Origin of the sequence: Tepidibacillus fermentans (assembly GCF_004342885.1) — a bacterium.
GTDB lineage: Bacteria > Bacillota > Bacilli > Tepidibacillales > Tepidibacillaceae > Tepidibacillus > Tepidibacillus fermentans.
The window spans coordinates 78,982-104,494 of record NZ_SMAB01000007.1; the positions used below are offsets into that span (position 1 = coordinate 78,982).

At 35.0% G+C, this 25,513-nt stretch carries 24 protein-coding genes; all 24 read left to right on the forward strand.

Features of this window, described 5'->3' with window-relative positions:
• Positions 1-23 precede the first annotated feature (23 nt).
• A complete protein-coding gene (locus tag EDD72_RS06290; protein WP_132768409.1) occupies positions 24-1,064 on the forward strand; it encodes an aspartate-semialdehyde dehydrogenase in 1,041 nt (346 codons plus the stop codon).
• 16 nt (positions 1,065-1,080) lie between these two features.
• A complete protein-coding gene (gene dapG, locus EDD72_RS06295) occupies positions 1,081-2,301 on the forward strand; it encodes an aspartate kinase (protein WP_132768411.1) in 1,221 nt (406 codons plus the stop codon).
• Positions 2,302-2,304: 3 nt separating this feature from the next.
• Positions 2,305-3,225, forward strand: a complete 921-nt coding sequence (gene dapA, locus EDD72_RS06300) for a 4-hydroxy-tetrahydrodipicolinate synthase (protein ID WP_279388091.1) — start codon at positions 2,305-2,307, stop codon at positions 3,223-3,225.
• Positions 3,226-3,477: 252 nt separating this feature from the next.
• A complete protein-coding gene (locus EDD72_RS06305) occupies positions 3,478-5,160 on the forward strand; it encodes a ribonuclease J (RefSeq protein WP_207893656.1) in 1,683 nt (560 codons plus the stop codon).
• Between the two features lie 112 nt (positions 5,161-5,272).
• The gene (locus EDD72_RS06310; RefSeq protein ID WP_132768522.1) at positions 5,273-6,025 is read left to right on the forward strand and encodes a ClpP family protease; all 753 of its coding nucleotides are present in this window, start codon (positions 5,273-5,275) and stop codon (positions 6,023-6,025) included.
• Entirely contained in the window at positions 6,022-6,246 is a 225-nt protein-coding gene (locus EDD72_RS06315) for a YlzJ-like family protein (protein WP_132768417.1), read from the forward strand. Before EDD72_RS06310 ends, EDD72_RS06315 begins: the two co-directional genes overlap by 4 nt.
• A 134-nt stretch (positions 6,247-6,380) precedes the next feature.
• Positions 6,381-8,672, forward strand: a complete 2,292-nt coding sequence (locus EDD72_RS06320) for a DNA translocase FtsK (protein ID WP_279388092.1) — start codon at positions 6,381-6,383, stop codon at positions 8,670-8,672.
• Between the two features lie 120 nt (positions 8,673-8,792).
• A complete protein-coding gene (locus tag EDD72_RS06325; protein ID WP_132768421.1) occupies positions 8,793-9,521 on the forward strand; it encodes a GntR family transcriptional regulator in 729 nt (242 codons plus the stop codon).
• A gap of 86 nt (positions 9,522-9,607) precedes the next feature.
• Positions 9,608-10,663: a BMP family lipoprotein gene (locus EDD72_RS06330; protein ID WP_132768423.1), complete on the forward strand. Its 1,056-nt coding sequence runs from the start codon at positions 9,608-9,610 to the stop codon at positions 10,661-10,663.
• Between the two features lie 113 nt (positions 10,664-10,776).
• Positions 10,777-12,291 (forward strand): ABC transporter ATP-binding protein, encoded by a 1,515-nt coding sequence (locus EDD72_RS06335; protein WP_132768524.1) that lies wholly within the window; start codon positions 10,777-10,779, stop codon positions 12,289-12,291.
• Positions 12,272-13,411 carry an ABC transporter permease gene (locus tag EDD72_RS06340; RefSeq protein WP_207893657.1) on the forward strand — a complete coding sequence of 380 codons (1,140 nt, stop codon included), beginning with the start codon at positions 12,272-12,274 and terminating at the stop codon, positions 13,409-13,411. Before EDD72_RS06335 ends, EDD72_RS06340 begins: the two co-directional genes overlap by 20 nt.
• Positions 13,401-14,333 carry an ABC transporter permease gene (locus EDD72_RS06345; RefSeq protein WP_207893658.1) on the forward strand — a complete coding sequence of 311 codons (933 nt, stop codon included), beginning with the start codon at positions 13,401-13,403 and terminating at the stop codon, positions 14,331-14,333. Before EDD72_RS06340 ends, EDD72_RS06345 begins: the two co-directional genes overlap by 11 nt.
• Positions 14,334-14,453: 120 nt before the next feature.
• On the forward strand, positions 14,454-15,179 hold the full coding sequence (sleB, locus tag EDD72_RS06350; RefSeq protein WP_132768427.1) for a spore cortex-lytic enzyme: 726 nt from the start codon (positions 14,454-14,456) through the stop codon (positions 15,177-15,179).
• 33 nt (positions 15,180-15,212) lie between these two features.
• Entirely contained in the window at positions 15,213-15,356 is a 144-nt protein-coding gene (locus tag EDD72_RS12505) for a hypothetical protein (RefSeq protein ID WP_165894985.1), read from the forward strand.
• A 101-nt stretch (positions 15,357-15,457) separates the two neighbouring features.
• A complete protein-coding gene (gene yfmF, locus EDD72_RS06355) occupies positions 15,458-16,744 on the forward strand; it encodes an EF-P 5-aminopentanol modification-associated protein YfmF (RefSeq protein WP_132768429.1) in 1,287 nt (428 codons plus the stop codon).
• Entirely contained in the window at positions 16,745-18,010 is a 1,266-nt protein-coding gene (yfmH, locus tag EDD72_RS06360) for an EF-P 5-aminopentanol modification-associated protein YfmH (protein WP_132768431.1), read from the forward strand. It begins immediately after the preceding gene.
• 56 nt (positions 18,011-18,066) lie between these two features.
• On the forward strand, positions 18,067-18,792 hold the full coding sequence (ymfI, locus tag EDD72_RS06365; protein ID WP_165894987.1) for an elongation factor P 5-aminopentanone reductase: 726 nt from the start codon (positions 18,067-18,069) through the stop codon (positions 18,790-18,792).
• Positions 18,793-18,895: 103 nt separating this feature from the next.
• Positions 18,896-19,144, forward strand: a complete 249-nt coding sequence (locus tag EDD72_RS06370) for a DUF3243 domain-containing protein (protein ID WP_132768435.1) — start codon at positions 18,896-18,898, stop codon at positions 19,142-19,144.
• Positions 19,145-19,263: 119 nt separating this feature from the next.
• The gene (locus EDD72_RS06375) at positions 19,264-20,046 is read left to right on the forward strand and encodes a DUF3388 domain-containing protein (protein WP_132768437.1); all 783 of its coding nucleotides are present in this window, start codon (positions 19,264-19,266) and stop codon (positions 20,044-20,046) included.
• Between the two features lie 21 nt (positions 20,047-20,067).
• Positions 20,068-20,943, forward strand: a complete 876-nt coding sequence (locus tag EDD72_RS06380) for a helix-turn-helix domain-containing protein (RefSeq protein ID WP_165894988.1) — start codon at positions 20,068-20,070, stop codon at positions 20,941-20,943.
• A 127-nt stretch (positions 20,944-21,070) separates the two neighbouring features.
• A complete protein-coding gene (gene rimO, locus EDD72_RS06385; protein WP_132768441.1) occupies positions 21,071-22,420 on the forward strand; it encodes a 30S ribosomal protein S12 methylthiotransferase RimO in 1,350 nt (449 codons plus the stop codon).
• Complete coding sequence (gene pgsA, locus EDD72_RS06390) at positions 22,404-22,985, forward strand: CDP-diacylglycerol--glycerol-3-phosphate 3-phosphatidyltransferase (protein ID WP_132768443.1); 582 nt, start codon at positions 22,404-22,406, stop codon at positions 22,983-22,985. Before rimO ends, pgsA begins: the two co-directional genes overlap by 17 nt.
• A 79-nt stretch (positions 22,986-23,064) precedes the next feature.
• Positions 23,065-24,318, forward strand: a complete 1,254-nt coding sequence (locus tag EDD72_RS06395) for a competence/damage-inducible protein A (protein WP_132768445.1) — start codon at positions 23,065-23,067, stop codon at positions 24,316-24,318.
• A 104-nt stretch (positions 24,319-24,422) separates the two neighbouring features.
• Entirely contained in the window at positions 24,423-25,466 is a 1,044-nt protein-coding gene (gene recA / locus EDD72_RS06400; RefSeq protein ID WP_132768447.1) for a recombinase RecA, read from the forward strand.
• Positions 25,467-25,513 lie beyond the last annotated feature (47 nt).

Genomic DNA, 25,513 nt, shown 5'->3' on the forward strand with positions numbered 1-25,513 from the left:
TAAACTTTTGGGAGGAGAAAATGATGAAGAAAAAATCAAGTTATAATGTCGCAGTAGTTGGTGCAACTGGGGCTGTCGGACAGAAGATGATCCAATTATTAGAGGAAAGGGATTTTCCAGTTCAGCAATTAAAATTACTTGCATCTAGTCGTTCTAAAGGAACTGTTCTTCAATTTAAGGGAGCTGAGGTCATTGTTGAAGAAGCAACTCCCGAAAGTTTTGAAGGTATTGATATTGCTTTATTTAGTGCGGGAGGAAAAACAAGTAAACAATTAGCCCCGCATGCCGTAAAAAGCGGGGCTGTTGTCATCGATAATAGTAATGGTTTTCGTATGGATTCGAATGTACCATTAGTGGTTCCAGAAGTGAATATAGAGGATATTCAACAACATCAAGGGATTATTGCCAACCCTAATTGTTCAACCATTCAAATGGTAACTGCTTTAAAGCCATTATATGATCGCTACGGAATTGAACGTATCATTGTTTCCACTTATCAAGCCGTTTCAGGAGCAGGATACCAAGCGATTCAAGAATTAAAAAAACAAACGGAAGAAGTTCTAAAAGGTGAAGAAGTTACAAAAAAAATCTTACCTGTAAGCTCACTTCCAATTAAAAAGCAAATTGCATTTAATGCGATTCCTCAAATTGATATCTTTGAAGAAAATGGATTTACATTAGAAGAGATGAAAATGGTAAGAGAAACGAAAAAAATATTCCATGATCCTCAAATTCAAGTGACGGCTACTTGTGTTAGGATTCCAGTTGTATATGGTCATTCTGAATCGGTCTATGTCGAATTGAAACAAGATTACAATCTCGCTGAAGTTCTGAATTTATTAAAAGAAGCACCTGGAATTGTTGTTGTTGATGATCCAGCAAATCAAGAATATCCTTTAGCTATTGATGCAGCTGGAAAATTAGACGTTTATGTGGGTAGAATTCGAAAGGATTTAAATCATCCACGGGCTTTAAATATGTGGATTGTTTCGGATAATTTACTTAAAGGAGCAGCTTGGAATGCTGTTCAAATTGCTGAAGAATTAATTAAAAACGCACAGTAAAGAGGTAATGTCTAAAATGGGGATCATTGTACAGAAATTCGGAGGAACATCTGTTGCTACTAAGGAATCAAGAGAGAGGGTTATCAAGCATATTAAGGCAGAATTAACCTCCGGGAATCAAGTGGTTGTCGTAGTTTCTGCTATGGGGAGAAAAGGAGACCCTTATGCAACCGATACTTTAATTGAGCATATTAAACAAAACGATAATCAATTACAAAAACGAGAAATGGATCTCTTATTAAGTTGTGGTGAGATCATCTCTGCAGCAACACTTAGTAGTATGCTAAATGCTCAAGGGATTGATAACACTGTACTTCTTGGTGGGCAAGCAGGAATAATAACAAATGATAATTTTTCAAATGCACAAATTAAAACGATTCATCCAAAAAGAATTTATGAGGGATTAAAACAAAATAAAGTTGTTATTGTTACTGGTTTTCAAGGAATGACAGATCAAGGGGATATTACCACATTAGGTCGAGGTGGTTCTGATACCACAGCAACTGCTTTAGGTGTTGCACTACATGCAGATATGGTTGATATTTTCACAGATGTGAATGGAATCATGTCCGCAGATCCTAGAATCGTTCAAAATCCTGAACATTTAAAAGTAGTAACCTATGATGAGATATGTCATTTAGCATATCAAGGAGCAAAAGTGATTCATCCTAGAGCAGTAGAGATTGCGATGGAAGAACAAATCCCTATACGAGTTAGATCGACCTTTTCTAATGATGAAGGAACCCTAGTTACTTCTTTAACGGAAGTAAAAAAGCGTACCCAAAAATCTGAAATAAATGAAAGAATTATTACTGGTATTGCTCATGTTCCCAATATTGCTCAAATTAAAGTTTTTGCAAAAGAGGGTCAATATGATTTACAACTAAAAGTTTTTAATGCTATGGCAGAACACAAGATCAGTGTTGATTTTATCAACGTGAATCCAATTGGAGTCGTATTTACTGTCCATGAAGAAGATTTGGATCAGGCACTAAAAATTCTTTCTAATATGAATTATGAACCTCAGGTCATTCGTAATTGTGCGAAAATCTCCATTATTGGGGCTGGGATGGCAGGAGTTCCAGGGGTAATGGCAAAAATCGTAAAGGCTTTGACAGAAAATGATATTCAAATCTTGCAGTCTGCTGATTCCCATACTACAATTTGGGTACTTGTTCATGGTGAAAATATGAAAAAAGCCGTTTCTGCACTCCATCAGACATTTTTTGATAAATAAGCTTTGTACAGTGATCAATTAGTTGCAGAAAAGGGAGGAGGACTTACTTTGGATTTTGGTAGGTTAATTACTGCAATGGTTACGCCTTTTAATAAAAAAATGGAAGTAGACTTTGTGAGAACAAAACAACTTGTTGAACATTTAATTCAAACGGGTACTGAAACGATTGTAGTTGCAGGAACTACAGGTGAATCTCCCACTTTATCTACAGAAGAAAAATTACAATTATTTGAAAAAGTATTGGATTTTACACAAGGACGTGCGAAAGTAATCGCTGGAACAGGAAGTAATGATACTAGATCTTCAATTACATTAACGAAAAAAGCAGAAGCTATTGGTGTTGATGGGGTTATGATCGTTGCTCCTTATTATAACAAACCTTCTCAAGATGGGATCTATCAACATTTCAAGGCAATTGCAGCAGAAACACAACTTCCTATTATGATTTATAATATTCCAGGTAGAACAGGTATTAATATTCAAACAGATACAATTGTTAAATTAAGTCAAATTGAAAATATCGTAGCGGTAAAAGAAGCAAGCGGAGATCTTTCTCAAATGAGTGAAATCCTCGCCAAAACGTCAGAAAATTTTTACCTATATAGTGGCGATGATAAATTAACATTACCAGTGTTATCTATTGGTGGACATGGTGTGGTTAGTGTCGCTAGTCATGTGGTTGGAAATCAAATGAAAGAAATGATAGACGCTTATTTTACTGGAGATGTTAAAAAAGCAGCCTCTTATCATCAAAAACTTCTCCCGTTATTTGAAGGAATCTTTATCACATCAAATCCTGTTCCGATAAAAGAATTGTTAAATGAGATTGGTATACAGGTTGGATCTGTGCGTTTACCATTAGTTCCGGCTAAAAAAGAACAGAGCGAGATCGTAAGAAGTATTTACCATAATATTATTATGTAGACTTTGTAAAAAGCTTTAAAGGAATCGTCTCCTTTAAAGCTTTTTTTTGTCTAAACATGGTCATACTATACTTATCATTAGATACTTCATTTTCTTCCTGAAATTGTCTGATAGGGAAATGAAGAAATCAGATTGAAGAAAATTGTTGAAATCGTTAAAAAAGATTACTTGTGTTTTATGTTTCCGTTCATGTATAATAATTCCAAGTGACTTGTGCGGTTTTTTGTGTAACTACAACTGAATACAGGAGGTATGAAGTTGCCAAAGAACAACAAAGAGAAGTTATTAATTTTCGCACTAGGTGGATTAGGCGAAATTGGAAAGAATATGTACGTTGTACAGTACGGAGATGATATTGTTGTCATCGACGCAGGTTTAAAATTTCCTGAAGAAGAGATGCTCGGTATTGATTTAGTTATTCCTGACATTACTTATCTTGTTGAGAACAAGAGTAAAGTTAGAGGAATTGTATTAACACATGGTCATGAAGATCATATTGGCGGATTATCCTATGTATTAAAACAATTGAATGTACCTGTATATGGTACGAAGTTAACGCTCGGTCTTGTAGAAAGCAAACTGAAAGAAGCAAATATTTTAGCTGAAACGAAATTAAATCTTGTAAACGGCGATTCTGAAATTGAACTTGGATCCTTTAAAATTTCTTTTTTCCGTACAAACCATAGTATACCTGATTCTGTTGGTGTTGTTTTGGAAACTCCAGAGGGCATCGTTGTTCATACAGGTGATTTTAAGTTCGACTTAACACCAGTAAATAATCAAATGGCAGACATGCATAAAATGGCAGAAATAGGCAAAAAAGGTGTACTCGCATTATTATCAGATAGTACAAATGCGGAAAGAGAGGGACATACTGGTTCAGAACGCTCTGTTGGTGAAGCGCTTAGTGAAGCTTTTCGAAAAGCAAAACAAAGAATCATTGTGGCTACATTTGCTTCAAATATTCATCGAATACAACAAGTTGTTGATGCTGCGCAAACCTATGGTCGAAAGATCGCGATTGTAGGCAGAAGTATGGTTAATGTTGTAAACATAGGAATCGAATTAGGTTATCTTCATGTTCCAGAGGGAATTATCGTTGATATTGATGAAATTACTAAACTACCAGCAGATCAAGTTGTTATTCTTTCTACAGGAAGTCAAGGAGAGCCAATGTCTGCACTTACAAGAATGGCAAGATCTACTCACCGTAAATTGGATATTATTCCTGGCGATACGGTAATCATTGCAGCTACACCGATTCCTGGAAATGAGAAATATGTAGCGAGAACAGTAGATCAGCTATTTCGAGTTGGTGCAAACGTAATTTATGGACCCGGTTCTATATCTGGTGTTCATGTTTCAGGACATGGAAGTCAAGAAGAATTAAAATTAATGCTCACCTTAATTCGTCCAAAGTATTTTATTCCAATTCACGGAGAATACCGTATGCTTCGTTTGCATTCGGACCTAGCTGAATCCATTGGTGTACCTCATGAAAATATTTTTATACTCGATAACGGAGATACTGTTGAAATTTCAAATGGAAAAGCACGGTATGGTCCAAAAATCCCAGTAGGTAATGTTTTGATTGATGGGCTTGGAGTAGGTGATGTTGGAAATATTGTTTTAAGAGATCGCAAACTCCTATCCCAAGATGGAATTCTAGTCGTTGTAGTTACACTAAGTAAACAAAATGCAACTATTTTATCAGGCCCTGATATTATTTCTCGCGGATTTGTTTATGTCCGAGAATCAGAGGAATTATTAGAAGAAGCCAATCGCCTTGTCACTGCTACATTACAAAAGTTAATGATCGAAAATGTAAACGATTGGTCTTCATTAAAAACAAGCGTACGGGATGTCTTAGGAAGATTCTTATATGAACAAACAAGAAGAAGACCGATGATACTTCCCATTATAATGGAAGTATAAGACTACGAAAGCAGCCAATTAAATTGGTTGCTTTTTCTATTTTGCGTACTTTACTGAATGATTTTTTTATTACTAAGTCATACTATAAAAACAAGGAGGAAAGTAAATGACAATGAGAGAAGACGAGCAATTAAAATCTGAAGAAAATACTGAAGATACAAATCCAAGAGAAGAACAAAAAAAACCAACATTAATGGATACGATTCAAGCATTAGGTCAAACAAATTTACCAGCAACTGAAACAAACATTTATTCATTAAATATCATTGGTCAAATTGAAGGACATGTTGTTCTACCCCCACAAAACAAAACAACCAAATATGAACATATTATTCCACAGCTAATTGCTGCAGAACAAAATCCAAAAATTGAAGGGATCTTAATTACACTTAATACTGTTGGAGGGGACGTTGAAGCAGGTCTTGCGATTGCTGAAATGATTGCATCAGTATCAAAACCGACTGTTACATTGGTGTTAGGCGGCGGTCACTCAATTGGTGTTCCGATAGCTGTATCGTCCGATTATTCGTTTATTGCCGAGACAGCAACCATGACGATTCATCCGGTTCGTTTAACAGGTTTAGTTATTGGAGTACCTCAAACCTTTGAATACTTAGATAAAATGCAAGATCGAGTTGTTAAATTTATCACCCAACATTCAAAAATTACAGAAGATAAGTTTAAGGAATTAATGTTCAAAACGGGTGAATTAACAAGAGATATTGGAACCAATGTTGTAGGAAAAGATGCAGTGAAGTATGGTCTAATTGATCAAGTTGGCGGCCTTGGTGATGCCCTAAAAGAACTAAATCGTAGAATTGAATTATGGAAAAATAATAACTATAAAAAAGGTGTTGTCCAATGATTCATTATACACCCGTTCCCTTAGAATTTGTTTTTGAAGGATATGATCAAATGAAGTTTAATTATAAAGAAATTCAATACGGACATATGACAATGATAATTGAGCCAACTTCAGAATTTGAAGGAAAATTAGTTCGTTTAATCAGTCCAAATGCATTAGATTACTTAAATCCAAACTATCAACCGGGGACAATGTTAACATTTAAGCCATATTTGCTATAAGGAAATACCTGTTAATTCTACCTTTTCCATGTTATAATGACATCACAAGCAGCCTTTTATTGGCTGCTTTTTACTAAGGGAAAAAATGGGTGATTCAAATGGCGGAAAAAAAAAGAAAAAAAAGAACACAGAGAATGAAGCAACATATCAAATTTGAAGCCTATGGACTCCTCTTATTTGCATTCTTTGGTTATGAATTAGTAGGGAAAGGTGCAGTAGGTTATTTTTTAAAGGTTTTATTTCGTTTATTGTTGGGTAATTTAGATTTTACGTTAAGTTTGCTTGGGATTGCACTTGCATTATCTATGATGATTAAAAGAAAAATCTCGATTCCTTGGTCTATGCGGAAAACAGGGTTGCTTTTTCTTTATATCGCAATCATCACATTAGCACACGTACAATTCGTTGATCAAATTCAGCTGCATGGTAAGTATACCGATGCAAATATATTTACCGTTACTTGGAAAGAACTAGCAAAGGAAAGAGCGAGTGGACAATTTAATCAAATCGTTGGTTCTGGTATGATTGGTTCATTTTTTTATCTTATTTTTGATTATCTTTTCGATCGAACGGGTACAAACGTTTTAATCCTAACCTTCATTTTAGTAGGATTATTATTATTATTTAATTTCTCGTATATTCAATTCATCGAGAAAGCTAGAAAAAGAATCATGACTTATTATGAACGTTTTGAGGTCTTCATCAAAGACCAGTTATTAAACTTAAAAACAAAGCATGAAAGAAGAAAAAATACTTTAAAAGAAGATGAAGAAGAAAAAAGGAATAAAGGTTCACTGATTTGCCTTTATGGAGCGAATGAAGCGAATCAACCGATCATTCATGATTTTATGGATGAAACTAATCTTGAACAAACCTATATACATACCCAAACAGAATCATTAGAGAATGGACATTCAACTGCTTTGAACTCAATGGAAAATGACGATGAATCGCAAATCAACGAGGTTGAACTTCAGATCATGAAACAAGAAGATGAAAATTATCAATTACCTACAACATCACTACTTAAACCACCATTTTTTTCTGATCAATTCGAAGAACATCGAGACATTAGTAATAATGCCAAAAAATTAGAAAAAACATTAGAAAGTTTTGGAGTGAAAGCACGAGTCATCCAAATTAATCGAGGTCCAGCAGTAACACGATATGAAATTCAACCCGATGTTGGGGTGAAGGTAAGTCGGATTGTTAGTCTTGCAGATGATATTGCATTATCTTTAGCTGCTAAGGATATCCGTATAGAAGCTCCCATTCCGGGTAAGGCCGCAATTGGAATTGAGGTTCCAAATTCAGAGATCGCAATCGTTACGTTGCGTGAAGTCATTGAAAGCCAAGCATTTAATGAGTCACCATCAAAATTAAGTATGGCCTTGGGCAGAGATATTACAGGTAAAGCAATTATAGGCAATCTTGCGAAAATGCCGCACATACTTGTTGCAGGAGCGACTGGATCTGGAAAAAGTGTATGTATCAATGGGATGATAACAAGCATATTGTACAAATCAAAACCTAGTGAAGTTAAATTTTTAATGGTCGATCCGAAAATGGTCGAATTAAATGTTTATAATGGGATTCCACACTTGATCACTCCTGTTGTAACAGATCCTAAGAAAGCAGCAAAAGCGTTAAAGATGATTGTGAATGAAATGGAAAAACGATATGAAAGTTTTGCACAAAAAGGGGCTAGAGACATTGAACGATATAATGCTTTATTACAGGAAGAATCTTTAGGACAAGCCCAAACCTTACCTTATATCGTCGTGATTATTGATGAGCTAGCAGATTTAATGATGGTAGCTCCTAATGATGTGGAAGACGCAATTATTCGACTTGCACAAAAGGCTCGAGCTGCTGGCATTCATTTGATTGTAGCAACACAACGTCCTTCTGTAGATGTGATTACTGGTTTGATAAAAGCGAATATACCATCTAGAATCGCATTTGGTGTTTCTTCACAAACGGATTCTCGAACGATTATCGATATGGGGGGAGCAGAAAAGTTATTAGGCCGTGGTGATATGTTATATTTTCCTGTTGGTTTTTCTAAACCGATTCGCGTTCAAGGGGCCTTTATTTCGGAACAGGAAGTTGAGGCGGTTGTCCAATTTGTGAAAGAACAACAAAAAGTAACGTACGAAGAAGAAATCATTCCTGACTTAAATCAGCATAATGAATTCGAGGAAGTGGAAGATGACCTATATTATGAAGCCGTTAAACTTGTGGTGGAAAATAAACAAGCTTCCGTTTCTTTATTGCAACGTCGATTTCGAATTGGTTATACTCGGGCTGCTCGTTTAATTGATACCATGGAAGCAAAAGGGATTGTTGGCCCCTACGAGGGAAGTAAACCGAGAAAAGTATTAGTAACACCAGATGATCTAGATAATATAAAAATACCAAGTTAAGTGTTTTCTAGGAAAATTCATAAAAATTTTTGTTGATTTTTTTAGCAAAAACGAAGAGAATAGATGTTGGACATAGGATATTGTCTGACATCTAACTCTTTCATAAGGAAGGGAAACCTGATGACACTACGACCTGATCCCAGACCGCTTTATCTGTTAGTTATTGATAAGATCAAACAAGATATTGAAAGTGGAAAATTGAAGACTGGTCAAAGACTTCCTTCAGAATTTGAATTGTCAAAAGAGTTAGGGATAAGTCGAGCAACATTACGCGAAGCATTACGAATATTAGAAGATGAGAACGTAATCATCCGGAAACAAGGAATTGGCACCTTTATTAAAGCAAAACCATTGTTTATAAGTGGAATTGAAGAACTATACAGCATCACTCAGATGATTGAAAAACACGGTTATCATGCAGGTACTATTTTTGTAGATATTACTTCGAATCAAGCAACAAAAGAGGATCAGAAAGGCTTTCAATTAAGCGAAAAAAATGGAAATATCATTCGTGTAGAAAGAATTCGTACTGCGGACAGTGAACCTGTTGTCTATTGTATTGATAAAATACCTGAAAGTCTTTTAAAGAAAAATATTGACTTTCGAAAATATGATTCAATTTTTCAAGCATTACAAGAACAGGCTGAGATTGAAATCGCTTATGCAGTTGCAGAAATTGAACCACTAGGATACCATGAAAAAATATCACCGTTGTTACATTCACCAAAGGAAACATCTCTTATTATCTTGAGACAGATTCACTTTGATACAGCGGATCGTCCAGTATTAATTTCAGTGAATTATTTTCGATCTGATAAGTTTCGTTTTCAGGTTTTACGTAAGAGATAATCTTACTAACAAATAAAAGGAGGTGGAATTGGGAAAAATACAATTAGAAAAAAATTAAAATGAATATCATTAAGGGGGGTACACGAATGAAAAAGTTTTTAACCTTATTACTCGTATTCACAATGGCTATGAGTACTTTTTTAGTTGGTTGTGGTGTTGACAAAGAAACAAAAGATAATCAAGCTGGAAAACCTGCAGACCAAACGACACAAAAACAATTAAAAGTAGCAATGGTTACGGATACTGGTGGGGTTAACGATCAATCCTTTAACCAATCTGCATGGGAAGGTTTGCAAAGAGCAGAGAAAGAATTGGGGATTAAACCATCTTATTTAGAATCCAAACAAGATGCTGATTACAAACCAAATTTGGAAACATTAATAGATGCCGGTAATGATTTGATTTGGGGTATCGGTTTTAAAATGGGAGACACTATCCTAAATGAGGCAAAAACAAATCCAGATCAAAAATTTGCGATCATTGACTATGCTTACCAAGATACTCCTAAAAATTTAGTTGGTGTTATCTTTAAAGCTCAAGAATCTTCCTTCTTAGTTGGTTACATAGCTGGTAAGATGACTAAAACTGGAAAAGTTGGCTTTGTTGGCGGAATGAAAAGCCCTGTTATTGATCAATTTGAATATGGTTTTAGAGCGGGAGTAAAATACGCAAATCCTAATGTAAATGTGTTAGTACAATATGCTGAATCTTTCAATGATGCAGCAAAAGGTAAGTCTATTGCAACAAAAATGTATCAAGATGGAGCAGATATCGTTTTCCATGCAGCAGGTGGTACAGGTGATGGTGTGATCGCTGCAGCAAAAGAACAAAATAAATACGCAATTGGTGTTGACAGAGATCAAAACAGTCTAGCTCCTGACAACGTGATTACTTCTGCTATGAAACGTGTAGATATAGGAGTTTATGATGTTGTAAAACAATTAAAAGAAGGGAAATTCCCTGGTGGAACAACTGTTATTCTTGGACTTAAAGAAGGTGGAGTAGATATTGCTCCAACTTCGAATAAGCATGTTCCAGCCAATATCTTAAAAGATGTAGATGGATTAAAACAAAAAATTATTAATGGCGAAATTAGTGTTCCTTATAATCAAGAAACATTTGATAAGTTTCAAGTAAAATAAGTTTTAGGATAAAACTAACAGCTCGGACGTTTTGTCTGAGCTGTTTCGATATGTAGACTTGATTGGAGGGTTCTTCTTTGGTTCGCAAAGATTTCAAAGAAAAAGTTGTAGAAATGAAGCATATTACAAAGGTCTTTGGGAATTTTATTGCTAATGATCATATTAATCTTACTGTACATAAAGGTGAGGTTCATGCACTTTTAGGTGAAAATGGTGCAGGAAAATCAACATTAATGAACATTTTATATGGTCTCTATCAACCTACATCTGGAGAGATATATATTCGGGGGAAAAAAGTAGATATTACGAATCCCAATGTAGCAATTAAACATGGGATCGGAATGGTTCATCAACATTTTATGCTAGTCGAACCTTTTACTGTAGCTGAAAATATTATCTTAGGAATGGAAACGACCAAAACATTGGGAACTTTGGACATGAAAAAAGCCATACAAGATGTTAAAGAATTATCAGAGAAATATGGACTCTATGTGGACCCAAATGCCAAAATCCATGATATTACGGTTGGTATGCAACAAAGGGTTGAAATTTTAAAAGCATTATATCGTGGGGCTGAAATTCTTATTTTAGATGAGCCTACCGCAGTATTAACACCTCAAGAAATTCATGAATTAATGCAAATTATCAATAATTTAACAAATGAGGGGAAATCAGTTATTATTATCACTCACAAGTTAAAAGAGATAAAAATGGCTGCAGATTATTGTACGATTATTCGACGGGGAAAATGGATCGATACGGTTGATGTAAGTGAGACAACAGAAGAAGAACTTGCTGCAAAAATGGTAGGTAGGGAAGTTAGTTTTAAAGTCGATAAAAAAGAAAATAAACCATCAAAAACGGTTCTTTCGATAGAGAATTTAGTGGTTAAAGATAATAGAGGGATTGATGCTGTAAACGGACTTTCCCTTGAGATTAAAGCAGGTGAAATCGTAGGAATTGCTGGCGTTGATGGGAATGGCCAAAGTGAGTTAATTGAAGCAATTACAGGATTAAGAAAAATAGAGTCTGGGAAAGTATTGCTTAATGGAAAAGATATTACAAATAAAACTCCAAGAGAAATCATTGAAGATGGTATATCAACCATACCTGAAGACAGACAAAAGCGAGGATTAGTTCTCGATTTTACAGTAGCGGAAAATATGGTGCTGGAAAACTATAGTAAAGTCCCTTTTTCCAAAAACGGTATTCTCGATTACAATAAAATAAAAGAATTTGCCAAAGAACTCATTCATAAATTTGATGTTAGACCTACGGATGAAAATGTAAGAGCGAGAGCATTATCAGGCGGTAATCAACAAAAAGTGATTATTGCTCGTGAAGTAACGAATGATCCAGAACTTCTCATTGCTGCCCAACCTACAAGAGGATTAGATGTAGGGGCGATTGAATTCGTTCATAAAGCGCTTGTTGAACAAAGACACAAGAATAAAGCTGTACTTCTTGTTTCATTAGAATTGGATGAAATCATGAATGTTTCCGATCGAATTGCTGTCATTTATGAAGGAAAAATAGTTGGAATTTTAGATGCAAAAGAAGCGGATGAAAACACACTAGGACTTTTAATGGCTGGAGGGGGTGGCGAACGTGGACAAGAATCGAAATAGTAAATTGTTAAATTGGATTTCAGGAAATTTTGGTTTTACATTGATATCAATCTTAATTGGTCTTATAGTAGGGGCAGTTGTCTTGTCGATTGCTGGATTTAATCCAATTGAGGCTTATGGAGTCATGTTTAAAGGGGTTTTTAGTAAACCAAAATATATCGCTTATGCGATTATTTATGCTACCCCGTTAATCATAACGGGTCTTTCTGTTGCATTCGCCTTTCGAACAGGGTTATTTAATATTGGTGCAGAAGGTCAATATATTATAGGGGCTTTAGTTGCAGCATTAACAGGTTATTTCTTAAAATTTCCACCTGTTATTCATGCGATTTTAGTCATATTTGCTGCAGCTCTTGCCGCAGGATTGTGGGGAGGAATTGCAGGATTTCTCAAAGCTCGATTTGGTGTCCATGAAGTAATTGCTACCATTATGCTGAACTGGATAGCATTGTATCTGAATAATTATGTTGTCATGCTTGAAGGGTTTAAACGTCCTCAAACGGAAGCATCTTATGAAGTTCATCAAACTGCTAGTATTGGGTTGTTTGAAAACTGGAAAGTATCTGATGCAGGAAGAGAATGGCTTTCAAACTACCCATTCTTAGCAGATATGATGAGAGCTCCTGTCAATTTAGGTTTTATCATTGCCATCATATTAGCTTTATTGGTTTGGTTTATTCTTAATAAAACTACTTTAGGATATGAATTACGAGCAGTTGGCTTAAATAAAGACGCTGCTGAATATGGTGGAATCGGTGTGAAAAAGAGTATCACGATTTCGATGATTATCGCAGGAGCGCTTGCAGGGACAGCTGGAGCGATTCAAGTTCTTGGAGTTACAAAGAGTGTGGCCGTATTAGCAGCGATGGAAGGTTATGGCTTTAATGGTATTGCTGTTTCGTTAATTGGCAGTAATACACCATTCGGTAGCGTATTAGGAGGTCTATTGTTTGGAATTCTTCAATATGGAGGGCCTAAGATTCAATCTGCATTAGATGCGCCTTCTGAGGTTATTAATATTGTCATTGGAACCATTGTTTTCTTTATTGCGATACCAAAATTTATTAAATTGGTTTTAAGTTTTAGAAGGAAGAAAAGAGGTGAACAACATGCTAGCTAGTATTGCGTTCATTATCGGTACAACCCTAATGTATTCTACCCCTCTAATCTATACGGCTTTAGGTGGAGTTATTTCCGAGAATTCGGGAGTTGTAAATATTGGATTAGAGGGAATGATGACTGTTGGCGCTTTCGTAGGAGCCACCGTTACTTACTTTTCAGGTAATCCTTGGGTAGGATTTTTGGCTGCAGGATTAGCTGGAGGATTGTTAGCTTTATTACATGCTATTGCTTCTGTAACCTTTGGAGCCGATCAAGTGGTATCTGGTATCGCGATTAACTTTTTAGGACCTGGTTTATCATTGTTTTTTAGTCGATTCTTTTTTGAAGGTTCAACAATGACAAAACCAATTCCACTAAACCAAATGATGCCAAGACCGTTTAATGGCGTATTTCCGAAAAACTCTTTTCTTGATCAAATTTTTAATCAATATGCCACCGTCTACTTGGCATTTGTTCTTGTTTTTATCGTATGGTATGTTTTATATTACACTCGATTTGGGCTACGTATAAGAGCAGTTGGTGAACATCCAAAAGCAGCTGATACACTCGGTGTGAATGTTTTTAAAATTCGCTATATCGCTGTAATTTTGTCGGGTATTTTTGCTGGTTTTGGTGGAGCAGCAATGAGTATCGCAGTAGTTTCCAACTTTAGACCTACATTGATATCAGGTCAAGGTTTTATCGCATTAGCAGCTATGATTTTTGGCAAATGGAAACCTCAAGGGGCAATGTGGGCATCTTTATTATTTGGAGCTGCTCAAGGGTTAATCGTCTACCTTGGAAGCACAGCGATCAATATTTCTTCGCAAATTTTAGCAATGCTGCCATATATTTTAACATTAATTATTCTAACCGGATTTGTTGGCAAAGCAGTTGCACCCGCTGCCGATGGTATTCCTTATGAAAAAGGAGAAAGATAGGAGTTCGAGTCAGTTCCGAGATGGAACTGACTCTTTTTCATTTTTATCATTAAAAAATAAAGAATTGGGGAAAGATAATTTTAAACAAATAACCAACTTTATGAAGAAAGAGGAATCAACATGAAAAGGCAAAAATTCATAATCCTACTTTCAATTCTTGCATTATTATCATCCGTATATGTTGTCGGAATAAATAACAGTTCCCAACCCACGTTCGGAAAAACAACCCTAGTAAGAGGTTCTCAGGGTGGAGATGTCTACGAATTACAAGGAAGACTGAAATTCCTTGGTTTTTACAAAGGAAATATTGATGGTAAGTTTGGTTGGGGAACCTATTGGGCTGTTCGCAATTTTCAATATAAGTTTGGGATGAAAGTAGATGGTGTGGTCGGAAGTAAAACCAAATACATGTTATGGAAGGCAACAAAAAACTGGCGTCCCAGTTATTCAGCAAAGAAAACGACACAACAAACATACTCAACTAGAGGATTTTCCGAAAATGATATTCGAATTATGTCAAATGCGGTTCATGGAGAAGCACGTGGGGAACCTTATGTCGGACAGGTAGCAGTTGCAGCTGTTATCTTGAATCGTATCAAAAATCCTGCATTTCCTAATACACCTAGTGGAGTTATTTTCGAACCCGGTGCTTTTACCGCTGTAGCGGATGGACAAATTTGGCTAACTCCCAATAAGACAGCAAGAAAAGCTGTTTTGGATGCAATAGCAGGCTGGGATCCTAGTGGTGGAGCCATTTACTACTTTAATCCTGCTACAGCAACATCACCATGGATTTGGTCTAGGCCGCAAATTAAAAGAATTGGTAACCACATCTTTTGTCGGTAATTTTTGAAGAAATAAAAAAATGAGGTGAATCTCATGTGGAAGTGTAAATATTGCGGAAGCTCAAAAGGAATGTACTATAAGGATGGTCAACTAGAAGGAATGCTTTGTTTAGATCCAGAATGTGGACGGTTTAATGAACGAGAAGAAAATGACGAAATTTATGACAGTGACCTATAAAACAATTTTTAAAAGTGTAAAAGGGGAGGTAAAACCTCCTTTTTTAATGAGAACAAAAAGTGGTAAACTATGGATATCAAAAATGAAGGGAATGAAGGATATTGATATTAGATCAATTCTTAAAAGAAGAAATAAATTCAATCCAAGTTCATCAATTGAAAACACATAAATATAAAACCAACACCATTGTTGTCAATATTGTCACAGACCTTACAGAGGAAAATGTAACAAAGGTCGCTCTACTACCGTACATCTTAAAAAGAGGGAGTAAACAATTTCCTACGTTAAAACAAATTCAAGAAAAACTTGATCACTTGTATGGTGCTAGATTGGATGCTTTTGTTTTTAAAAGAGGTGAAAGACAAATTGTCCAATTTAGTTGTGAAGTAGCAAATGAAAAATATTTAAATGAAAATGGATCATTATTAAGTAAGGCAATTCACCTATTAGGGAATTTAATAACACAACCTTTCGTTGTTGATCAAGGATTTCATTTAGAAATTTTTGAGAGCGAGAAAGAATTATTAGCACAACGGATAAAAAGTATTCTAGATGATAAAATTCAATATGCTGAGCAAAAGATGATTGAAAATATGTGCAAGGATGAACCGTATCGTTTACCAGCTGATGGTCGAATTGAAGATTTAGATCAGATCACAAAAGAAAATCTTTATCAATTTTATCATAATTGGATCACTACATCGCGTATCGATTTTTTTATTATTGGAAATTATGATGAATCGATCGTTCATTCTGCCATTTCAAAGTTTTTTTTGCTACCAAAACGTCAGGTGAATCCATTAGCAAGAGTGATGGTTGATATTCCGATAAAAGAGGAAAAGATCGCCATTGAAGAATTAGATGTTAAGCAAGGTAAATTAAACATAGGGTTAAGAACTTATACGACAATGCAAGATGAAGATTATATTCCTATGTTAGTTTTTAATGGGGTTTTAGGTGGTTTTGCTCATTCTAAATTATTTGTGAATGTACGTGAAAAAAGTAGCTTAGCATATTACGTGGCATCGAGATTAGATAGTCATAAAGGAATTATGACAATACAAAGTGGAATTGAAATTCAAAATTATGATAAAACGGTTGAAATCATCAAAGAACAAATTCAATTAATGAAAGAAGGAAAAATAACCGACCAAGAGATGGATCAGACGAAAGCGATATTATCTAACCAATTAAAGGAAATGTTGGATCGACCAAGACAGCTTATTGATTTTGCATATCAAGGTATTTTAAGCGGAACACCAAGAATATTATCGCAAATGATCGAACAAATCAAGAATGTGACGATCGATGATCTTGTTCGTGTAGGGCAAAAAGTAAAAATTGATACAATCTATTTTTTACGGGATCACGTAAAGGAGGAAGCCTAAATGGAAAAAGTTATGTTTGAACAATTAGATGAAACGTTATTTATGGATCAATTAGATAACGGTTTGCAAGTTTATATTTTACCAAAAAAAGGGTTTCAAAAAACGTATGCAACCTTTACGACCCGATATGGATCCATTGATCGAGAATTTAGGGTGAATGGTCAATTGGTAAAAGTGCCAGATGGGATCGCCCACTTTCTTGAACATAAAATGTTTGAAGAAGAAGAAGGGGATATTTTTAATACATTTGCCATACAAGGAGCACAAACGAATGCATTCACGAGTTTTGATCGAACGACGTATTTATTTTCTAGCACCGAAAATATTGAAAAAAACCTTGAAACATTGTTAAATTTTGTTCAGCACCCTTATTTCACTGATGAGAATGTAGAGAAGGAAAAAGGAATTATCGCTCAAGAAATTCGGATGTATGATGATAATCCAGATTGGCGCTTGTATTATGGCTTACTTCGAGCCTTATACCAACAACATCCGATCCGTATTGATATTGCTGGTACAGTCGAATCGATTTATCAAATTACAAAGGAACAGTTATATACTTGTTATGAGACTTTTTATCATCCAAGTAATATGGTTTTATTTATTGTGGGTGGTGTAGAACCGAATACGATAATCAATCTCATAAAAAAGAATCAGTCAAGTAAACAATTCAAACCATCACCTACTATTGAACGGATATATCCAAAAGAACCAGAAACCATTTATCAATCTCTGAATGAAATTCATTTATCGGTAGCGATGCCAAAAGTCCTTATGGGTTTTAAACATGATGATCTTGGGTTAAAAGGAAAAGAATTTATCAAAGCTGAACTTAAAATGCAATTATTGCTGGAATTACTTTTTGGCAAAGGAACAGATGTTTATAGCAAATTAATGAATCAAGGATTAATCGATGAAGATTTTGGCTTTGAATTTCAAATTGAACAAAATTACGCTTTTTCGTTAATTGGTGGAAATTCAAAAGATCCAACGAAATTAGTTGATCAGATCAAAGATGTGATTTCAAATACAAAAGAATTGGATGAACAATTTTTCCAAAGAAGCAAGAAAAAGAAAATAGGAGACTTTTTAAGGAAGCTAAATGTATCTGAATTTATTGCAAATCAATTTACTCGCTATCTATTTAATGACGCTAATCTTTTCGATATTTTGCCTGTACTTGAAGGATTCACTGTTGATGATGTAAATAGGACTTTACAGCAGCTTAAAGAGAAGAATATGGCTGTAACAGTGGTTCTTCCATAAATGTAAGGGCTTGGTGTAATACCAGCTCCGCTTAATTTTTAGGAATGGGGATATGTATGAAACAATTGGCTTTAATTACTGGTGCATCGAGCACAATTGGTATCGCAATTGCAAAGGTCTTAGCGGAAAATGGAACACCTCTAATCCTTCATTATTACCGAAATAAAAAAAGAATCGATGATTTAAGAAGAGAATTTCCTGAAAACGATTTTTGGGCATTTACAGAGGATTTATCCACAATAGAAGGAATAGAGAATCTTTTTTTTCAAATTAAAAAAATTGGTATACACCCTACGATTTTAATTAACAATGTGGGCATACCTCATTATGGTTTAATCCAAGATGTCACTTTTACAGAATATCAAAAAATAATGAATCTAATGGTTATGAGCACTTTTTTTTGTTCTCAAAAAGCAATTTCGAATATGCTTTCGCAAAAATTTGGCCGAATTATTAACATTTCGTCGATTTGGGGGCAAGTTGGTGCAGCGAATGAGGTTTTATATTCGATGGCAAAGGGAGCAATTGATACGTTTACAAAAGCTTTAGCCAAAGAATTAGCTCCTTCTGGTATTACTGTAAATGCAATTGCTCCCGGCATCGTATTATCACCGATGATGGAAGATTTTTCGAAAGAAGAATTAGAAATCATGAAAAATGAAATACCTATGAATCGTTTTGCACAACCAGAAGAAATCGCTTATCTCGTTCTTCATCTTTTACGACCAGAATCTTCATATATCACTGGCCAAATCATCCGAATGGATGGTGGATGGTATTAAAATGTATTATTCATTTGATTTTCATGAATAATCGCATTCAATTTAATGCATATTAAAGAATGAACGGAAATCTCCGTAGTAAAATAAAAAGGGGGACTAGAAAATGTCTGTTCTCGACAACTTCCAAAATTGGAAACAATTTCTTAATGAACGAGTAGATCAAGCTCAAGGCATGGGATTAGATAATGATACCATCTCCAACTTGGCATATCAAATTGGAGATTATTTAGCAAAACAAGTGGACCCCAAAAATGAAGAAGAACGACTTCTTAAAGACCTTTGGGATCACAGTAACGAAGAACAACAAAAGGTACTTGCGCAAATTATGGTTCAGCTTGTTGACAAAAAATAAGTTGTTCAGAAAAATGCCCCTAATAAAGGGGCATTTTCGCTATCATTATTTGATTCATTTATAGTATACTATTTTTTATAAGAACTCTATTTAAAGAATTACTTATGGGGAGAGGTTTTATGATTTCTCAGGAGGCTCAGCCTTGGTATTTAGAATATAAGATACATAAGAACCGTCCTGGATTGTTAGGGGATATTTCTTCGATGCTTGGTTTAATGAATGTCAATATTATGGCCATAAATGGTGTAGACCTACAAAAAAGAGGTATGATCTTGCATACTAATGACATGGAAAAAATTGAACTAATTGGGAAAGTTTTGAAAGATGTGCCTGATATCACCTTAACCGCATTTCGTCCCCCTACGATTTTAGATCGTTTAGCTGTACGTCATGGAAAATATATTGATCGTGATTTATATGATAAAAAAACTTTTCGTTTTATACGGGAAGAAATTGGTTTACTCGTTGATTTTCTCAGTGAAATATTTCAAAATACCGGTCATCAATTAATTGGAATTCGAGGAATGCCTAGGGTAGGAAAAACAGAATCGATTGTTGCTGGAAGTGTATCTGCCAATAAAAAATGGATATTAGTTTCTTCTACTTTACTTAGGCAAACAATTAGAAGTCAATTGGTTGATGATGAGCTAGATCCAGATAACATTTTTATTATCGATGGTATTGTATCTACACTTCGAGCCAATGATATACATCGTAATTTAATTCGCGAAATTTTACGAATGCCTTCTACAAAAGTCATTGAACACCCAGATATTTTTATAAGGGAGACAGAATATGAACTCGATGATTTTGATTATATTATTGAACTAAGGAATGATCCGAATGAAGAAATCACTTATGATTTAATTAATACAAGTTTTAGTTCTTTTGACATTAGTTAAAAATCAGGAGGTGGATTGCATTTGGCTGAAGAATTAGGACAGTTATTCCGTGAGCTTAGATTGAAAAAAGGTTATTCAATTGAAGATATCCAGGAAATTACAAAAATTAGATCTAGATATATTGAAGCGATCGAACAAGGAAAACTAGAAGATCTACCAGGACATTTTTATGCAAAGGCATTTATTAAAAGTTATGGTGAAATGGTTGGTTTAGATCCTGAACTTATTGAACAATATCAAAATTTGATACCTGATCCAGACCTTAAGGAATTACCATCTAGAACTGCTCATTCTTTAGCAAAGCCTCCGTCTAAAGTGGGGAAGTATCTTAAACTTTCTACAATTTATGTATTCATTGGTATTGTATTACTTCTGATTTATATGTTGATTGTTTCTATGGCGTCAGACCAGCCTAAGGAATCAAAAGGAGACCTTGAAAGAACCAGATTAGAAACGACGGAAAAACCAACTCAAAAACCGAATACTTTGGTGAATCCGCCAACTACCCAAAAGCAAACGACAGAAGAACCAAGCGAACAACAACCAGTGAATCTAGGTATTGAAGTAACAAAGACAAGTACAACCTCATATAAGAATCGGTCGAAAGATATTTATGAAGTAGTAAGTACTCAGAATCAAGATATATTCATTCAATTGAGTTTTAATGACAGTTGCTGGTTTGAGATTCGTAAAGGTGGCCCTCGCGGAAAATTAATTGTTATGGATACATTAGGAAAAGGTCAAGTTACGGATAAAATTAAATTAGAAGACCAAGAACTGTGGATTCATTTAGGAAATGCTGCTGGTGTTCAACTCAATGTCAACGATAATAAAGTTACAATAGCAAATGAACCAGGTCCTAAATATATTTCGATCCAAAAGAAAAAAGCCCAATAACTGATGTTAACATTAGGCTTCATGTTTTTTGTGAAGCCTTTTTTCCTTTCTTTTGACTACGATTTGGACTTGTATTATACTGATGAAGAATTAAAGGGTATTGTATGTAGAAAGAGTGGTGGTAAATATGAGAGAGAAACAAAAAGTTGCAATTGTAACACTAGGATGTGAGAAAAATCTCGTTGATTCGGAAATTATGTCAGGATTATTAGAGAGAGATGGTTATGAAATTACAAACCAAAAAGAAGATGCAGATGTGATTATTGTCAATACTTGTGGTTTTATTGACGCCTCAAAAGAAGAATCGGTGAATACGATTTTAGACATGGCCGATTATAAAGCGAAAGGTAAATTAAAATCACTGATTGTAACGGGATGTTTAAGTCAACGGTATAAAGAGATTCTTATGGAAGAAATGCCTGAAATTGATGGTCTTATCGGAACGGGTGAATTTGATCGAATTGTTGAGGTTATAAAAGAATCATTAGAAGGCAAAAAACCAATCTATATAGGGAATCCCATTTTTAGCTATGAACAAAATTTACCGCGTAAAAGATCAACGCCTTTTCATTCAGCATATATTAAAATTGCTGAAGGCTGTGATAATTCTTGTACGTTTTGTGTGATACCTTCTCTTCGAGGCAAATTTCGAAGTCGCGGAATTCCTTCAATTTTAAATGAAGCGAAAGACCTTGTTGCTCAAGGAGTAAAAGAAATCAGTCTTATTGCTCAAGATACTACTTACTATGGTATGGATAAATATGGTAAGATAATGTTACCAGAATTAATTGATGAATTATCAAGAATTGAAGGATTAGACTGGATTCGACTACATTATTTGTATCCTGGTTATTTTACAGATGAACTGATCGAAGCTTTTACGACAAATCCCAAACTCTGTAAATATATCGATATGCCATTACAACATAGTGAAGATCATATTTTAAAGAAAATGTTACGACCAGGACGTCAAACCGATATTCGGAATTTAATACATAAAATTCGTTCAAAAGTACCTGATGTTGCATTGAGAACTTCTATTATTGTTGGTTTCCCTGGCGAAACGGAAGAAGATTTTGAGCACCTTATTGATTTTATTAAAGAAATTCGCTTTGATCGTTTAGGGGTGTTCACATATTCCGAAGAAGAAGGATCTCCTGCTTCACGTTTACCAAATCAAGTACCGCAGGAAATTAAGGAGAAAAGAGCGAATATTCTTATGGAAGTGCAAAGAGAGATTGCGCAGGTACGGAATTCTCGATTTATTGGTAAAGAATTAGATGTTCTAATTGAAAAATATGATAAAAAAAATAACGTATTTATTGGTCGAACTCAATATGATGCACCAGAAATCGATGGAGAAGTGTTTATTAGTAATATTCAGGCCAATATTGGTGAAATCGTCAAAGTTAAAATTACCCATTCATATGAATTTGACCTCGTTGGGGAGGGTATTAAGAGTGAATCTACCAAATAAAATCACACTTGCAAGGATTTTTTTAGTTCCAATTATCATGGTTTTTTTACTGATTCGTTTTGATTTTGGTGAAATTAAAATTGCTGGTGAAGTGACAACGTATAGTGAACTGATCGCTACTTTTATCTTTATTGTGGCTGCAAGTACTGATGGGTTAGATGGTTATATTGCACGAAAAAGAAAACTTGTTACAAATCTTGGTAAATTTTTAGACCCATTGGCTGATAAATTATTAATTTCTGCTGCATTGATTTCCTTAGTAGAAATGCAACGTTTAGATGCTTGGATTGCGATTGTGATCATTAGTAGGGAATTTGCAGTTACCGGTCTGCGAATGGTTGCAGCTGCTGAAGGATTTGTGATTTCAGCAAGTAAACTCGGAAAGTTAAAGACTGTTACCCAGATTATCGCGATTGTTTTGTTAATGTTAAATAATTTTCCATTCAATTACATTCATTTTCCCTTTGCTCAAATTATGGTATGGATCGCTGTACTTATGACGATTATTTCAGGTGTCGATTATTTTATAAAAAATAAACAAGTGATTGAAATTAAACAGAACTAGTAGATAATAGTAGGTATAGACCTACTATTTTTTTCTTTAGAATTACTTTTTTGTATTTTAGAAATGGAGGACGTTACTTTTGCTAAAAGGTGAAATCATTGCTGTTGGTACTGAATTGTTATTAGGGCAAATTGCAAATACAAATGCTCAATATATCTCGAGAAAAATGGCCGAAATCGGTGTTCCAATCTACTACCATGTTAGTGTTGGAGACAATGAAGAAAGATTAAAACAAGCCATATTACAGGCACAAAAGCGTTCTAATCTCATTATTTTTACTGGTGGCTTAGGCCCTACTCAAGATGATTTGACGAAAGAAACAGCAGCTAAAGTTTTAAATCGTAGATTAGTTTTGGATCTACCCTCTTTTACTAAAATCGTTTCTTTTTTTAAACAAAGACAAATAGAAATGACAGAAAACAATAAAAAACAAGCAATGGTCTTGGAGGGTAGTATGGTTTTCCCAAATGATCATGGACTAGCTGCAGGAATTGGACTGGAATCTGATGAAAGATACTATGTCTTCCTTCCCGGACCTCCGAGTGAAATGAAACCGATGTTAATTCATTATGTGATCCCTTGGATCCAAAAGATTGATCGTGGAAATATTTTTTATTCAAAAGTGATGAGGTTTTATGGGATTGGTGAATCCGCTTTAGAGGAATGTATCATCGACTTAATTGAAAACCAAACGAATCCAACGATAGCACCATTAGCAAATGATGGAGAGGTTACTCTTCGATTAACAGCCCATGCAAAAACAGAAGAAGAAGCTTTAGCTTTTATTCTCCCAGTAGAAGAGGAAATTCATCATCGTTTAGAACCGTTTCATTTTGGTTATGGCAATGAAGAGATCGAATATGTTGTCTTCCGATTATTAGAACAGTTACAACTAACTGTATCTGTGTCTGAAAGTTGTACAGGCGGTCTTATAGGCAGCCAATTTACAAAAATTCCTGGAAGTTCAAAAGTTTATTACGGAGGAATCATCTGTTACACGAATGAAATCAAACATAAAATTCTTCATGTTCCAAATGAAATACTAGATATGAAAGGAGCAGTTAGCAAGGAAACGGCACAAATTTTAAGTGAAGAAACGTTGAAACTTTTTGATACCGATCTAGCCGTTTCAATTACCGGAATCGCAGGCCCTGAATCAGTAGAGAATAAACCCGTTGGATTGATTTATATTGGGATCAGTGAAAAAGGAAAAGAAACGATGGTAAAAGAAATTCGCCTATCAGGAAGTAGGCAAGCGATTCAAAGACGAGCAGCGAAATACGTTCATTATTATTTATGGCAAATTTTAAAAGATCGAGTCAATCAAGTTTAAAATAGAGAATAAACGTTCGCAAAAAAATCTTGTATATTCTCTCATTTCAGTATAAGATAGTATCAGAAGATACATAGGAAAATGAATAAAAAGGGGAGAACAAAGTGAGCGATCGTAAAGCAGCGCTAGAAAATGCGCTACGTCAAATAGAAAAACAATTTGGTAAAGGTTCAATTATGAAGCTTGGGGAAGCTGCTTCGGCACAAGTAGAAACAGTTTCTAGTGGTTCTTTGGCATTAGATATTGCTTTAGGCATTGGTGGTTATCCAAGAGGAAGAATTATTGAGATTTACGGCCCTGAATCATCAGGTAAAACAACAGTTGCTTTGCATGCAATTGCTGAGGTTCAAAAAATTGGAGGACAAGCAGCATTCATTGATGCTGAGCATGCATTAGATCCAACTTATGCGAGAAATCTTGGAGTAAATATTGATGAACTTCTACTTTCTCAACCAGATACTGGGGAACAAGCGTTAGAAATTGCGGAAGCTTTAGTTCGAAGTGGTGCAGTAGATATTATTGTTATAGATTCTGTTGCCGCTCTTGTACCTAAGGCGGAAATAGAAGGGGAAATGGGAGATTCTCATGTGGGTTTACAGGCACGTTTGATGTCCCAAGCTTTACGTAAACTTTCCGGTGCGATTAATAAATCCAAAACAATTGCCATCTTTATTAACCAAATTCGTGAAAAAGTTGGTGTTATGTTTGGAAATCCTGAAACAACACCTGGTGGTCGAGCATTAAAATTCTATAGCAGTATACGCCTTGAAGTAAGACGTGCAGAAACCTTAAAACAAGGAAATGATATGGTTGGTAACCGTACGAAGATTAAAGTAGTTAAAAATAAAGTGGCACCACCTTTTAAACAAGCAGATGTCGATATCATGTACGGTGAAGGTATTTCCAAAGAGGGTAGTATTTTAGATATTGGAACAGAGTTGGATATTATTGCAAAAAGTGGTGCATGGTATTCTTTTGAAGAAGAACGTCTTGGTCAAGGTCGAGAAAATGCGAAACAATATTTAAAAGATCACCCTGAAATATCAGAAAAGATCGAGCAAAAAATTAGAGAATACCACAGTTTAGGCAAGGTTATCTCTACAAGTATAGGCGAAGATTCGGAAGAAGAATTACTATTTGAACTCTAATGTCCAGGAACAGGCACCTATTCACATATAGGTGCTTTTCATATTTA